Origin of the sequence: Beutenbergia cavernae DSM 12333 (assembly GCF_000023105.1) — a bacterium.
GTDB lineage: Bacteria > Actinomycetota > Actinomycetes > Actinomycetales > Beutenbergiaceae > Beutenbergia > Beutenbergia cavernae.
This window is the reverse complement of sequence record NC_012669.1, coordinates 143,653-157,128: the sequence shown is the minus strand read 5'-3', so window position 1 is coordinate 157,128 and position 13,476 is coordinate 143,653. Positions and strand designations below refer to the sequence as shown.

The 13,476-nt window shown below is 73.3% G+C and carries 12 protein-coding genes; 10 read left to right on the top strand and 2 right to left on the bottom strand.

Translation table 11 applies throughout. The annotated features are described in order from the left end of the window. Positions 1–259 precede the first annotated feature (259 nt). From BCAV_RS21290 to BCAV_RS00735, 4 genes are all read left to right on the top strand, one after another. Positions 260–2,506 (top strand): HNH endonuclease signature motif containing protein, encoded by a 2,247-nt coding sequence (locus BCAV_RS21290; RefSeq protein WP_012725193.1) that lies wholly within the window; start codon positions 260–262, stop codon positions 2,504–2,506. 154 nt (positions 2,507–2,660) lie between these two features. Further along, positions 2,661–3,452 carry a hypothetical protein gene (locus BCAV_RS00745; protein ID WP_144016662.1) on the top strand — a complete coding sequence of 264 codons (792 nt, stop codon included), beginning with the start codon at positions 2,661–2,663 and terminating at the stop codon, positions 3,450–3,452. Positions 3,453–3,544: 92 nt separating this feature from the next. Beyond that, a complete protein-coding gene (locus BCAV_RS00740) occupies positions 3,545–4,423 on the top strand; it encodes a carbohydrate ABC transporter permease (protein ID WP_012725191.1) in 879 nt (292 codons plus the stop codon). Between the two features lie 10 nt (positions 4,424–4,433). After that, positions 4,434–5,345 (top strand): carbohydrate ABC transporter permease, encoded by a 912-nt coding sequence (locus tag BCAV_RS00735; protein WP_012725190.1) that lies wholly within the window; start codon positions 4,434–4,436, stop codon positions 5,343–5,345. Between the two features lie 17 nt (positions 5,346–5,362). On the opposite strand, the gene BCAV_RS00730 is transcribed toward BCAV_RS00735, so the two are convergent. Beyond that, a complete protein-coding gene (locus BCAV_RS00730; RefSeq protein WP_012725189.1) occupies positions 5,363–6,151 on the bottom strand; it encodes a DUF6882 domain-containing protein in 789 nt (262 codons plus the stop codon). Between the two features lie 227 nt (positions 6,152–6,378). Between BCAV_RS00730 and fepB the strand changes: the two genes are divergently transcribed. Genes fepB through BCAV_RS00705 form a run of 5 tightly spaced genes read left to right on the top strand, consistent with a single transcriptional unit; the run spans position 6,379 to position 11,547 of the window. Next, positions 6,379–7,392 (top strand): Fe2+-enterobactin ABC transporter substrate-binding protein, encoded by a 1,014-nt coding sequence (fepB, locus tag BCAV_RS00725; protein WP_012725188.1) that lies wholly within the window; start codon positions 6,379–6,381, stop codon positions 7,390–7,392. A 1-nt stretch (position 7,393) separates the two neighbouring features. Next, the gene (locus tag BCAV_RS00720) at positions 7,394–8,458 is read left to right on the top strand and encodes a FecCD family ABC transporter permease (RefSeq protein WP_012725187.1); all 1,065 of its coding nucleotides are present in this window, start codon (positions 7,394–7,396) and stop codon (positions 8,456–8,458) included. Continuing rightward, the gene (locus tag BCAV_RS00715; RefSeq protein ID WP_012725186.1) at positions 8,455–9,495 is read left to right on the top strand and encodes a FecCD family ABC transporter permease; all 1,041 of its coding nucleotides are present in this window, start codon (positions 8,455–8,457) and stop codon (positions 9,493–9,495) included. Before BCAV_RS00720 ends, BCAV_RS00715 begins: the two co-directional genes overlap by 4 nt. A 13-nt stretch (positions 9,496–9,508) precedes the next feature. Continuing rightward, on the top strand, positions 9,509–10,336 hold the full coding sequence (locus BCAV_RS00710; protein ID WP_012725185.1) for an ABC transporter ATP-binding protein: 828 nt from the start codon (positions 9,509–9,511) through the stop codon (positions 10,334–10,336). Beyond that, positions 10,333–11,547, top strand: coding sequence for an enterochelin esterase domain-containing protein (locus BCAV_RS00705; protein WP_012725184.1), 1,215 nt, complete (start codon positions 10,333–10,335; stop codon positions 11,545–11,547). Before BCAV_RS00710 ends, BCAV_RS00705 begins: the two co-directional genes overlap by 4 nt. On the opposite strand, the gene BCAV_RS00700 is transcribed toward BCAV_RS00705, so the two are convergent. Beyond that, positions 11,534–11,899: a UBP-type zinc finger domain-containing protein gene (locus BCAV_RS00700; RefSeq protein WP_012725183.1), complete on the bottom strand. Its 366-nt coding sequence runs from the start codon at positions 11,897–11,899 to the stop codon at positions 11,534–11,536. The genes BCAV_RS00705 and BCAV_RS00700 overlap by 14 nt on opposite strands. A 184-nt stretch (positions 11,900–12,083) precedes the next feature. Here BCAV_RS00700 and BCAV_RS00695 point away from each other — a divergent pair, with 184 nt between their 5' ends. Beyond that, complete coding sequence (locus BCAV_RS00695; protein WP_012725182.1) at positions 12,084–13,445, top strand: ABC transporter substrate-binding protein; 1,362 nt, start codon at positions 12,084–12,086, stop codon at positions 13,443–13,445. Positions 13,446–13,476: the final 31 nt, after the last annotated feature.

Sequence of the window (13,476 nt, the reverse complement as noted above, 5' to 3'; positions counted from 1 at the left end):
GGCAACCGCCTCCCCCTCCCACTACCGGCCCGCCTGTCCGGCTCCCCCTCCCACTTTCGGCTCCCGGCAACCGCCTCCCCCTCCCACTACCGGCCCGCCTGTCCGGCTCCCCCTCCCACTTCCTCACTCGGTCGCCCGACCGTTGGCGCTCGCCACGCCCTGCTGAGCGCACTCGGCAGCCCTCCGTGACATCTCCGCCTGTCCACAGGTTCGAACAGACATACTGCAAATGTCGGTGCCGCATGCGACAATCGTTCACATGTTCGACGCAGCGGAGCAGTGGATCGGGACCCCCGTCCCCGGCCCTGTCTCGCGCGCTCGCGGCGACCACTGCTTCCCCGGGTACGCCCTCGTCGGTGCCGCAGCCGCCGGCGCGATCCTCGAGGTTCGAGCCATCTTCGGCGGCGCCACCCACAAGAGCCGCTCCGACGCCGCGGACACCGCACCATCCCCGGCCGATCCGGCGAGCATCGCCGAGCCGCACGCATGGGAGTCCCTCAGCGCGGAACCGCCCACACGGGAGTCCCTCAGCGCGGAACCGCCCACGGACCAGTCGGCCATCGCCGAGTCGCACGCGGGCGTCCCGGGCAGCCTGGACACCTCCGACGCCGCTGCGGCACCGACACCCCGGGCCGACGACGTCGCGAACACGGCGACCACCTCCACGGGTGGCACGGCAGCGGCGATTCCGGAGCACGCCACAGACGACCCGGAGCTGGCTGCGATGGTCGGTTCCGCTGCGGCCGGCGCTGCTGCGCTGGCGGCCCAGCTAGCCGCTCTGGACGCGACCCGGCTGTCGACCGAGGAGCTCCTCGGCGTCGTCGCGGCCTGGCGGCGGGTCGAAGCGGCGGCGGCGGCGCAGGTTCGCTACGCAGCCGCCGCGCTCGCCGAACGCACGGAGATGAACCCGCCCGCACTGGCGCGCCGCTCCACGAACGGGTGCCTCGCACCCGACGAGCTCGCCACCACCCTCGGCGTCTCTCGTCGCGCTGCCGGCACGCTCGTGCACACCGGGCAGGCATTCACCGGACCCCTCGCCGACGTCGGGCGCGCCCTCGCCGGCGGACTCATCGACGCCGGCAAGGCCGCCGTCTACGCCGGCGTGCTCGCCGACCTACCGGTCGCTGTGGTCCTCGCCGTCGTGGACGCCACCCTGCCGAACGCCCCGGCCTGGCCCCACCACACCCTCAAGACGAAGCTCCGCGATGCCGTCACTACGGCGACCGGCGCCGACGCCGCGCAGCTGCACGCCCACGCAGCGAAGGATCGACACCTACGCCGCCCCGAACCCCTGCCTGCCGGCATGGCGAAGCTCGTCGCGGTCCTGCCGGCACCCGACGCTCAGACCATCTGGACCGCCTGCGACGCAGCAGCGTGGTCGGCCCGCACCACCGGCGCCGACCCCCGCACCCTCGACCAGCTCCGCGCGGACACCCTCACCCTCCTCGCCCAGCACGCCCTCGCCACCGGCGTCATCGGCAGCCCCGACAGCCGCGAGGACACGAGCTCCGACGATGCCGTCCCCACCGAGGCCACCCCAGCCGATGACGCCGACCGCAAGGAAGCCATCAACAGCGACGTCATCGGCCGCACCGGCCCCAGCACCGAAGACGCCGAGAGGGCCGAGGACGACGACGGCAGCGACGGCGGGCGCAGAAGCGGCGAATGCGCGGCTCCGGTGACAGCGGGAGGCATCGCCGAGACTGACCACATCGGCGAAGCGCGACCAGCCCCACACACGGCGTCCACCGCGGGTGGGTGCGGGCTACCGGTGATGCGGCTCGGGCGGCCGGGCCGTGCTCGCCCGGCGATCCAGGTCGTCGTCGCCGCGACCACGCTGCTCGGGCTCGACGACCACCCCGGCGTCCTGACCGGGTACGGCGCCATCGACGCCGCGACCGCCCGCCGCATCGCCCTCGCCGACGAGCCGCCGTGGCAGCGGCTCCTCACCGACCCCGTCACCGGCACTCTGCTCGAGATCAGCCCCAGCAGCTATCGCATCCCTGACGCACTCGCCAGACACGTGCGCGCCCGCGATCGCCAGTGCGCCGTCCCCGGCTGCACCACGCCGTCCGACCGGTGCGACCTCGACCACGTCATCCCGTTCCCGCTCGGCCCTACTACAGCCGACAACCTTGCCCCGCTGTGCCGCCGCCACCACCTGCTGAAGACCCATGGCGGGTACGCGCTCTCACGAGAGCCCGACGGCGCTTACCGATGGAGCACCCCGTTCGGCAACGAGAACGCTGCGCCACCAGAGCGCCTTGTGCCCGATCCCGCTCCGATCGACCCTGCGTTCCTCGAGGACCACCCACTCTCGTCGAGCACACCCCCGCCGGCGCCCAGTCCGGAGCCGGACTCGGACCCGGGCCACCGAGACCCGGCGCCGCGGCGATCGGACCCGGACTCCGACTCGGATCGCCTCGACCCGGCGCCGCGTCCGGAGCCGGAGCCGGGCCCGGACCACGACCCTGACCGCGGCTCGGACGAGCCACCACCGTTCTGACGCGTGAGCAGAACAGGGCGCCCGCCGGCGGCGGGGCGCTCGCGGACTCAGAACAGGCCGCCCCACCGACGAGGGCGCGCCGCGGACTCAGAGCAGCACAGACCGATCGCCCCCCACACCGGCGCAAGATCCGAGGTCCGGCATGCTGGCGGGCATGTCGGAACCAGCGCTCGCGGAGTACTCGGCCTTCTTCCAGGCGATGGCCGGCGCCTCGGCGACCCTCATCGGCCTCCTGTTCGTCGCGATCTCGGTGAACCCCGCGGCGGCCGCCGTCGACGGGCGCGACGTCCGGCCGTGGATCCGTGCGGCCAGTGCGCTCTTCGCACTCATCAACGTCCTCGCCGTCTCGGCGTTCGCCCTGCTTCCCGGCGCGGGTGTGGGCCCGCTCGCAGTCGCCGGCGGATTCGCCGCGGTCGTCTCGAGCGTTGGCATGATCGTCATCAGCGTCCGCTACCGCCAGTGGGCACGGGCCGCCGCCGGCTCGCGCTGGACGCGTGCACTCGTCGCGCTCCGCTACCTCTCCTGGCAGCTCGGGCTGCTCGTGACCTATGCCGCACAGGCGATCGCGGGCCTGGGCATCGTCCGGATGACGGCGGCCGGCACCGCCGACGACCAGCCCGACGCCGTCGAGGCACTGCTCCTCATCATCTCGTCGGCGCTCATCGTCATGCTCCTGGTCGCGATCACCCGCACCTGGGAGGCGGTCGGCGCCAGCATGCCCCGCCTCCTCGACCTGCTCGTCGCGAGCAGGCGTCCCGAAATGCTGCCACCCGACCGCCGTCGTGACCCCGACGAGCCGCTGCACCTTCCTGACGACGCCGGGGACGCTGCCGAGCCAGCGGACGCGCCCGACCCAGTAGACGGGGCCAGAGTGGCAGCGGAGAACGGTGACGACCGCCCGGAAAGGGGCGGCACGAGCGCCGACGTCGGGCGGACCGCCGACTGACCGCGACAGGGCGCGCGGACGCCGCGCGCACATCGCCTCGGAGCCTCGCTACGCTCCGACGTCAACGCCACGAGAGGCGAGCGGAGGCACACGTGAGCACACGGCGGCGCGCCGACACCGCGGCCGCGTACGCCCTGCTCACGCCCAGCCTCATCGGCGTCGGACTCTTCCTCCTGGTGCCCGTCGTCATCGTCATCGGCATCTCGTTCACCCGGTGGGACCTCGTCTCGCCGCCGCAGTGGGTCGGGCTCGACAACTACGTCTACATCTTCGGCTGGCCAACGTTCCGGAACTCCCTGTGGGTCTCCGTCCTGTTCACAGCACTGACCATCCCGACGACGATCGCGCTCGGCCTGATCCTCGCCGTCGCCATCAACCGCCGCCTCCCGGGCACGAACGCGCTCCGCGTGCTGTACGTGCTGCCGTGGGTCTGCGCCCCGCTGGCGCTCGGCGTCGTCTGGCGCTGGATCTTCGACCCCACGAACGGCGCGCTCAACGCCCTGCTCGGCCGGCGCGTCGAGTGGCTGACCGACCTCAACCTCGCCCTGCCGTCCGTGGCGTTCGTGCAGGTGTGGTCGAGCGTCGGCTACGTCTCGCTGTTCTTCCTCGCTGGCCTGCAGCAGATCCCGAACCAGGTGTACGAGGCGGCGCGGCTCGACGGCGCGAGCGCCCCCCGCACCCTGTGGTCGATCACCGTGCCGCTCCTGCGGCCGACCATGTTCTTCGTCCTCGTCACGAGCATCATCAGCTCGTTCCAGGTCTTCGACTCGATCTACGCCATGACGCGCGGCGGGCCGGGCGTCCCGGGCCGCACCGACGTCATCGCGGCCCGCATCTACGACGAGGCGTTCGTCGCCCTTCGCCTCGGCCGCGCCGCCGCGATGGCGGTCGTGCTGTTCGCCGTCCTCGTGACGATCACGCTGCTGCAGCAGCGCTACTTCCGCCGCCGCATCACCTACGACATGTCGTGAGGAGGAGAACGTGACATCGCAGCATCAGGAGTCGGCGCCGTCGTCGGCCCTCTCGACGCCGACGGCGCACGGCGGACGCACCGCAGCGTCCGCGTCGCGCTCCCGAGCGTGGGCGAACGTGCTCACCTACGCGTTCCTCCTGGCGGCCGGCGTGATCGTGCTCGCGCCGTTCCTGTTCTCCGTGATGACGTCGCTCAAGACGCCCCGCCAGTTCAACACCACGTGGCCGCTGACGCTGCCGGACCCGTGGACCATCGAGAACTACACCGCGCTGTTCGGCGAGCGGTACGACTTCGTGGTCCCGATCGCCGTCACCGCGCAGGTCGTGGTCGTGCTCGTGCTCACGCAGATGCTCACGAGCGTGCTCGCCGCGTACGCGTTCGCCGTGCTCGACTTCCCGGGCCGCGACGCGCTGTTCTGGGTCTACGTCGCCTGCCTCATGATCCCGGCGGTCGTCATCATCATCCCGCTGTACTCGATGATGACGTCGGTCGGGCTGAAGAACACGTTCGCCGGCCTCGTGGTGCCGTTCCTGTTCGCCGGCCCGTACGCGATCTTCCTGCTCCGGGAGAACTTCCGGTCCGTGCCGACCGACATCCTGGACGCCGCGAAGCTCGACGGCGCCGGCGTGCTACGCACCCTGTTCCGCATCATGCTGCCGATGAACGTGCCCATCCTCACCACGCTCCTGCTCATCACCGTCGTCACGCAGTGGAACAACTTCATGTGGCCGCTCGTGATCGCGCCGAAGACCGAGTGGAACGTCATCACCGTCGCGACGGCGGCGCTCCAGACCCAGTACGAGGGCAACTGGACGCTGGTCATGGCCGCATCGACGATCGCCCTGCTCCCCCTCGTCATCCTGTTCCTCGTGTTCCAGCGGCGGATCACCTCGGCGATCGGGATCACCGGGCTGCGCTGAGCCGGGGCACCGTCGCCTCAGCGGCGGCGGAACCAGCCCCGCTTCTCGCGCTTCGGCTCGGCGGGCACCGCCGGCGCAGCGTGCACCGCCGGCGCGTCAGGCGCCGCCGGCGCGTCAGGCGTCGCTGGCCCAGCGCGGAACGTCGTGTCCGTGAGCCGGCCGAGGCCATCGAACGTCAGCCGCGCGACGCCGTCCGGCACCGTGAGCACGCCGACGGCGTCGTCCCAGGCGAGCTCGACGCCGTCGCGCGCCTGCGCGTACGCCGTCACGGCGAGGCGGTGGTCTCGCACCAGTCCGGACTGGATGGCCTGCAGCACGGTCCGGCTCACGCGCGGCATCGACGGCGCCGGCAGGGCCAGGCTCGGGTGGTCGAGCAGCAACGCGACCTGAGCGACCGGGTTGGCCCGCGCCACCACGTGCGTGAGCTGCCCGGAGACCGCCTTCGCTGCCAGCACGTTCCGGTCGACGGTGTCGTCGGCGAGCGGCGCCTGCGCCTCGAGCAGCTCCGCCACGTCGTGCTCCTGCGCGAAGTCACGGACCTGCTGCGCGGCCCGGATGACCGAGTCCGGGAAGCCGTTGACGTTGTTCCAGCCCCACATCCACGTCTCCGAGTCGCTCGCGGCCGAGCCCACGAACTGGACCGTGCACGTGAGCGGCGCGGCTGTCGCGAACGTGACAGTGCCGGCACCGAGATCCACGTCCCAGGCAGCACCCTCGACGAGGTCCTCGAGATGGAGCTGGTGCTCCAGGGCGAGGATCGCGTGCGCGTCGAGCAGGCGGTCGAGCGGTGAGGCGGTCGCGTCCATGCCGCGGTTCTACCGCATGCCGCTGCCCGCCCGACACCCCCACCGGCGCTCCCGGGAGCACCACTCCCGCACCGGCGGCGTGTGACGTGCCTCACGACGGCGTCGCGTCAGCCCCGGAATCCCGGCCGCCAGGAGGGCCCGTGGACCGACGACCGCCTTGCATTTGTAGGTAAGACTTACCTAACGTTCGATCGACCCTCCCGCCCGACCGAAAGGACGCCGACCCCGTGCGCACGACAGCCCGAGCCGCCATCGCGGTGCTCGCCACCTCAGCGGTCCTCGCCCTGAGCGCCTGCTCGACACCCGAGAGCGACGCCGCCGACTCGACGGACGCTCCGAGCGACGCCGCGGCAGCCGGTGACGACACCGGCAGCTGGCCGCGCACCGTCGAGCACGAGGCCGGCACCGCGGAGATCCCCGAGCAGCCGCTGACGATCGTGTCGACGTCGATCACGCTGACGGGCACGCTGCTCGCGATCGACGCACCGGTGACGGCGAGCGCCGCGACGAGCGTCAGCCCGCTCACGGACGACGCCGGCTTCTTCACGCAGTGGGCCGACGTCGCCGCCGAGCGCGGCGTCGAGGTCCTCTACCCCGACCTGGAGCTCGACCTCGAGGCCATCGAGCTGGCCGAGCCGGACCTCATCATCGGCTCGACCATCGGCGCCGACACCACGCTCGAGGCTTACGACCAGCTGAACGAGATCGCCCCGACGATCATGCTCGACTACGGCTCGCACTCCTGGCAGGACCTCGCCGCCACCCTCGGTGAGGCGACCGGCCTCGAGGAGGAGGCGGACGCCGTCGTCGAGACCTACGACGCGTGGGTCGCCGAGCAGGCCGACCTGCTGGAGCTGCCGGAGCAGCCCGTGACGGCCCTGGCCTACAACGGCGCCGACGGCGGCCGCGTGTTCTCCGACGTCAGCGCCCAGGCCGACGTGCTCACCGCTCTCGGCTTCACCTACGTGGCGGCCCCCGAGGAGCTCGCCAGCGAGGTCCGCTCGGACACCTCCGCCGTGACCCAGGAGAACCTGCCGGCGGCGCTGGACGGCGTGCAGACCATCTTCGTGGCCGCGGGCGGCGACCAGGACGCCGCGGCGGTGCTCGAGGACCCGCTGCTGGCCAACCAGGCGGCGGTGGCCGCCGGCCGCGTCCTCCCGCTCGGACCGACGTCGTTCCGCATCGACTACTACAGCGCCACCGACATGGTCGAGGTGCTGGTCGCGGAGTACGGCAGCTGAGGTGACGGCCGACGTCGCGACGACGCCCCGGCCGCCTCGGCAGGCACCGCTCTCGCGGTCCGCCGGGGCGGTCCGGCGCTTCGGGCTCCTGGTGGCGGCGAGCCTCGCCGTGATCGCCGTCGGCACGCTCCTCGGGCTCGCGATCGGCTCGCACCAGGTCGGGCTCCGGACTGTCGTGGAAGCGCTCGTCGCGTACGACCCGGGCGTCGACGACCACCGGATCGTCGTCCTGTCGCGCCTGCCCCGCACCGTGCTGGCGCTCGTCGTCGGGCTCGCGCTCGGGATGGCTGGGACGCTCATGCAGTCGGTCACGCGCAACCCCCTCGCCGACCCCGGACTGCTCGGCATCAACGCCGGCGCCTCGGCCGCCGTCGTGGTCGCCATCGCCTACCTCGGCGTCACCACCGTCCAGGGGTACGTGTGGTTCGCGTTCGCAGGCGCCGCCGCTGCCGCCGTCGTCGTGTACGCCATCGGCTCGGCGCACCGCAGCGCCGCCACCCCCGTGCGGATGGCCCTCGCCGGGGCAGCCGTCTCGGTGGCCGTCGCCGCCGTCACCAACGCGGTGCTGCTGAGCGACGAGCGGGCGTTCAACTCGTTCCGGTACTGGGCGGTCGGCTCGCTCCAGGGCCGCGGCCTCGACGTGACGACGGCGGTGCTGCCGTTCGTCGTCGTCGGCCTGGCGATCGCGCTCCTGCTCGCCCGGCCGCTCAACGCCGTCGCACTGGGCGACGACGTGTCGCGAGCCGTCGGGGCGACGCCCGGTCTCGCGCGGCTCGGCTCCGCGCTCGCCGTCGTCCTGCTCGCCGGTGCCGCGACGGCGGCCGCCGGGCCGATCGGGTTCGTCGGGCTGGCGGCTCCGCACATCGTGCGCGGCGTCGTCGGCCCGGACCACCGCCTGCTCCTGCCGGGCGTCCTCGTCGTCGCCCCGGCGTTCCTGCTGCTGGCCGACGTGCTCGGGCGTGTCGCCGTCGCCCCGGGCGAGCTGCAGACCGGCATCGCCGTCGCGATCCTCGGCGGCCCCTTGTTCGTCGCGCTCGTGCGCTCCCGCCGGGTGGCGGCCCTGTGAGCACGCTCCCCGCCCTGACGCACGACCGCGTGCTGCGGGCCGGCGCGTTCTCGGTGCGCGTCACGCCGCGGCTGCTCGTGGTCGGCGCCGCGCTCGGCGTCGTCGCGCTCGCGGCCGGCGTGCTCACGATGCTGCACGGCACGCTCGCCCTGAGCCCCGCCGAGGTGCTCCAGGCGCTCGGCGGCACCGGCGAGGAGGCCGCCGTGCGGTCCGTCCGCGGGCGCCGCCTGCCCCGGCTGCTCACGGCGTTCATGGTCGGGGGAAGCCTCGGCGTCGCCGGCGCCGTGTTCCAGAGCCTCTCCCGGAACGCGCTGGGCTCGCCCGACGTCATCGGCTTCACCACCGGTGCCGCGACGGGCGCCGTCGTGCAGATCGTGCTGTTCGACGGCGGTGTGCTCCCGACGGCGATCGCGGCCGTGGCCGGCGGCGTCGCCACGGCGCTCGTCGTGTACCTGCTCGCCCGCAAGGACGGCGTGGCCGGCGGGCTGCGCCTCGTGCTCGTGGGCATCGGCGTCGGCGCGATCCTCGGCGCCGTGACGTCGTTCCTCCTGGTCCGCGCGTCGATCGACGACGCCACGACCGTCCAGCAGTGGACCGCGGGCTCTCTCACGGGCCGCGGCTGGCCGCACGCGCTCAGCGTGACCGCCGCCGTCGTCGTCCTCGTCCCCATGCTCATGCTCGCCGCGCGACGCCTCACCCTCATCGAGATGGGCGACGACGCCGCCGGTGCGCTCGGGATCGGGGTGGAGCGCCAGCGGTTCACCGCGCTGCTGCTCGCCGTCGCGCTCACCGGCGTGGCGACGGCGGCCACCGGCCCGATCGCGTTCGTCGCGCTCGCCGCGCCGCAGATCGTGCGCCGTCTCACCCGCCGCGGCGGCGTCGTCGTCCTGCCCAGCTTCTTCATGGGCGCGACGCTCCTCGTCCTCGCCGACCTGCTCAGCCAGGCGCTCGACGTCGGGCTGCGCACCCCGGTCGGGCTCGTCACCTCGTTGCTCGGCGGGCTGTACCTCGTCTGGCTGCTCGCGCGCCGCGCATGAGAAGGAGTACGTCGTGACCAGCACCATCACGCCGCCCGGCACGGACGGGCGGCTCCGCGCCGAGCACGTGCGGCTCGCGTACGCCGCGCGCACGGTCGTCGAGGACCTCACTCTCGCCGTGCCCGACGGCGGCTTCACGGTGATCGTCGGCCCGAACGCGTGCGGGAAGTCCACGTTGCTGCGCGCGCTCGGGCGCATGCTGGCGCCGCGCTCGGGCGAGATCGTCCTGGACGGCCGCGCCATCCACTCCTATCCGACGAAGGAGATCGCTCGCCGCGTCGGCCTGCTGCCCCAGGCGCCCGTGACGCCGGACGCGATCACGGTGGCCGACCTCGTGGCGCGGGGCCGCTACCCGCACCAGCGGCTGCTGCGGCAGTGGTCCCCTGCTGACGAGGAGGCCGTCGACGCCGCGCTCACGCGGGTGGGGATGCGGGACGCCGCGGACCGCCTCGTCGACGAGCTGTCCGGCGGGCAGCGCCAGCGCGTGTGGATCGCCATGACGCTCGCGCAGGAGACGCCGATCCTCCTGCTCGACGAGCCGACGACGTTCCTCGACGTCGCCCACCAGATCGACGTCCTCGACCTGTGCGCGCACCTGCACGAGGGCGGCCGCACGCTCGTCGCCGTGCTGCACGACCTCAACATGGCGGCCCGGTACGCGACCCACGTCGTGGCGATGCGCGACGGCGCCGTCGTCGCCCAGGGTGCCGCCGAGGACGTCTTCACACCGGAGCTCGTGCGGGCCGTGTTCGACCTCGACGCCCTGGTGCTGCCGGACCCGGAGACCGGCCGGCCGCTCGTGGTGCCGCGCGACCGCCGGCGCGCACGGGCGGGCTCGTGAGCGCCCCCGTCTCCGCCCGGCCGGCGTGGCTCGACGCGCTCGCGGCCGCCCCGGATCGAGTCCGCGCCGTACGCGAATTCTGGGACTCCGGGGGCGAGACGCCCGTGGTCGGGCGGACCGTCGAGCGGGACGGGCGGGCGTGGTGCGAGGTCACGTTCGTGTGGCGCCAGCAGAGCACTGACCGCTCCTCCGTCGAGGTCATGGTGCACGTCAACGGCGTGACCGACGCCCACCGCTCCGACGTCACACCGGCGCTCCTCGAGCGGCTCCCGGGGACGGACCTGTGGCACCGGTCCTGGTGGCTGCCCGCGGACGGGACCTGGGGCTACCGGTTCGTCGAGGCGCCGAGCATCCCGCGCGACGCCGGCGCGACGCGCGACGGGTGGTTGGCGATGCACCGGGCCGGACGCGTGGATCCGGGCAACCCGCGGCGGCAGCCCCCTGCACCGGGGGACGGCTCCAGCGTGCTCGTGCTGCCCGGCGCGTACCAGCATCCCGCGTGGTCACCCACACCCGACCCGGTGGCCACGCCGGACCGCTGGGACGTGCCCGACGTCGACGGACGCCTCCGCACGGTGCGCCGGTGGGCGCCGCCCGGCCGCTCGAGCGGGCGCCGGCTGCTCGTCCTGTTCGACGGCGAGCAGTGGTCGGCTCTCGGGCTGCTCGACGCCGTCGCACGGGCAGGTCTCGACGTCGAGGTCCTCCTGCTCGACTCCCACGGCCAGGAGCGCCGCGCCGCGGACCTGCCCCGACCCGACCGCGCCGCGACGATCGTCGCGGCGGCGCTCGCACGCCGAGCGGCCGAGACCGGTCAGCCGATCGACGCCGCGCGCGTCGTCGTCGCCGGCCAGAGCTTCGGCGGGCTCGCGGCGGCCGCCGTGGCGCTGGCGCGTCCGGACCTCGCGCGCACCGCCGTCGTCCAGTCGGGATCGTTCTGGTACGCGGACGGGTCCGAGCCGCGGCGCGACAACCCGGTGCCCGGCGACCTCGTGCGCGCGCTCCGGGCGGGGACGTTCGGGCGTCCTTCGGCGCGGTTCGTGGTCCAGGTGGGGACGCACGAGGGAACGATGCTCGAGCAGGCGCGGCACTTCAGCGACGCCTGCCGGGACGCCGGCGCGCGCGTCAGCCTCGACGTCGTCACCGGCGGGCACGACTACGCCTGGTGGAAGCACCACCTGCTGCGCGCCCTCACCGACGTCACCGGTGGATGAGGTCCGCCCAGTTCGCCGGGACCCGGTCGGCGGGGCCGGGTGTCGCCTGATCGGCGGGGTGCGAGGTCGGCGGCGCGAGCTCGGGACCCTCGAACGTCGTGCGCTCGACGAAGTCCCAGTACCAGTCCTCACCCGGCTCGTAGCTGTGCATGTAGCGGTGCCCGGTGCCGCGGAAGTGCGCCGTCGCGTGCTGGTTCGGCGAGCTGTCGCAGCAGCCCACGTGCCCGCACTCGGCGCACCGGCGCAGGTGGACCCACCACGCCGGCGGGTCGGCCGCCTCGCACTCCACGCACCCCGGCCCGCTCGGCGGGACGGCCGTGTCGATCCCGGGGCGGACAGCGTCGTCGTCCATGGGTTCAGCGTCCCGCCGACGCCGCCCGCACGCACGCCGGGAGGCAATGCCGGTCGCGTACGGGGGACCCCGATGCGTGTCACGGTTCGGACGCATTCCCCAGGCACCGGGACCGGCCGGACCCCGCCGGGCTAGGGTGCCGAGGAGGGCAGCGGACGCCCTGTCGCGGAACGAGGGAGTGGTGATGGGAACCAGGTTCGGGACTCGGGGTCGAACGGCGGCTCGCGCGGGCGCGCTGACGCTCGCGGCGGCGCTCGCGGTGACGCTCGCGGCCTGTTCCCCGGGCAGCGACGACGGCGGCGGCGGAGACGACGACGGCGACGGCGAGCAGACGACGGTGACGTTCCGGCTGTGGGACGAGGCGGCCGCCGCTGCCTACCGCACGTCGTTCGACGAGTTCGAGGAGCAGAACCCCGACATCCGCGTCGAGGTCGAGACGGTCCCGTGGGCGAACTACTGGGAGGCGCTGCCGCTCGACATCTCCTCCGGCGAGATGGCCGACATCTGGTGGACGAACACGTCGAACTTCGGCCGCTACGCCGACGCCGGGAACCTGCTCGACATTACTCAGAGCGTTGGGGACGACCACGACGAGTGGAGCCAGGCCGTCGCCGACCTCTACACCCGCGACGAGACGCTCTGGGGCGTGCCGCAGCTGCAGGACTCGATCGCGCTCTTCTACAACAAGACCGTCACCGACGCCGCCGGCATCGACCCGACCACGCTGCGCTGGGACCCGTCCGGCGAGGGCGACACCTTCCTTCCCGCCGCGCAGGCGGTCACGACCGACAACGCCGGCAACGCCGCGACCAGCCCTGACTTCAACCCGGACGACGTCGACGTCTGGGGCTTCAACGCCCAGAACGACCTGCAGGCCATCTACATCGACTTCCTGGGGTCGAACGGCGCGCAGTACCAGGACGGCGACGAGTTCGCGTTCGACTCCCCCGAGGGCGTCGAGTCGTTCCAGTACCTCGTCGACCTCATCAACACCCACCACGTCTCACCGCCCGCGGCCGACACGAACGCCAACGGTGACCTCGCCCGTGACCTGTTCGTCCAGGGCCGGATGGCGTTCTTCCAGTCGGGGCAGTACTCGCTCCCCGCGATGGCCGACATCGGCGAGGAGTTCGAGTGGGGCATCGCCCCGATGCTCGAGGGCCCGGAGGGACGCGTGAGCGTCGTCCACGGGGTCGCCGCGCTCGGCAACGCCGCCACCGAGCACCCGGAGGAGACGGCTGAGGTGCTGCGCTGGCTCGGGTCCGTCGAGGGTCAGCTCCCCCTGGCCGAGACGGGCGCAGCGTTCCCGGGCGCCGTCGGCGCGCGCGATGCCTACCTCGAGTACTGGGCGGAGCAGGACGTCGACATCTCCGCGCTGCAGAACGCCCTCGACGGCGACACGATCGCGGCGCCCGTGGGGCCGAACGTGAACGCCGGTGCCAACGCGATCTCGCCGATCTTCGAGGAGATGTTCCTCGGCCGGATCCCCGTGCCGGACGCGCTCGCCCAGGCCCAGGCCGCGGGCAACGAGGCGATCGCCGAGTAGGCCCCGGATTCCGTGGCCCGGCGCCTGGAGG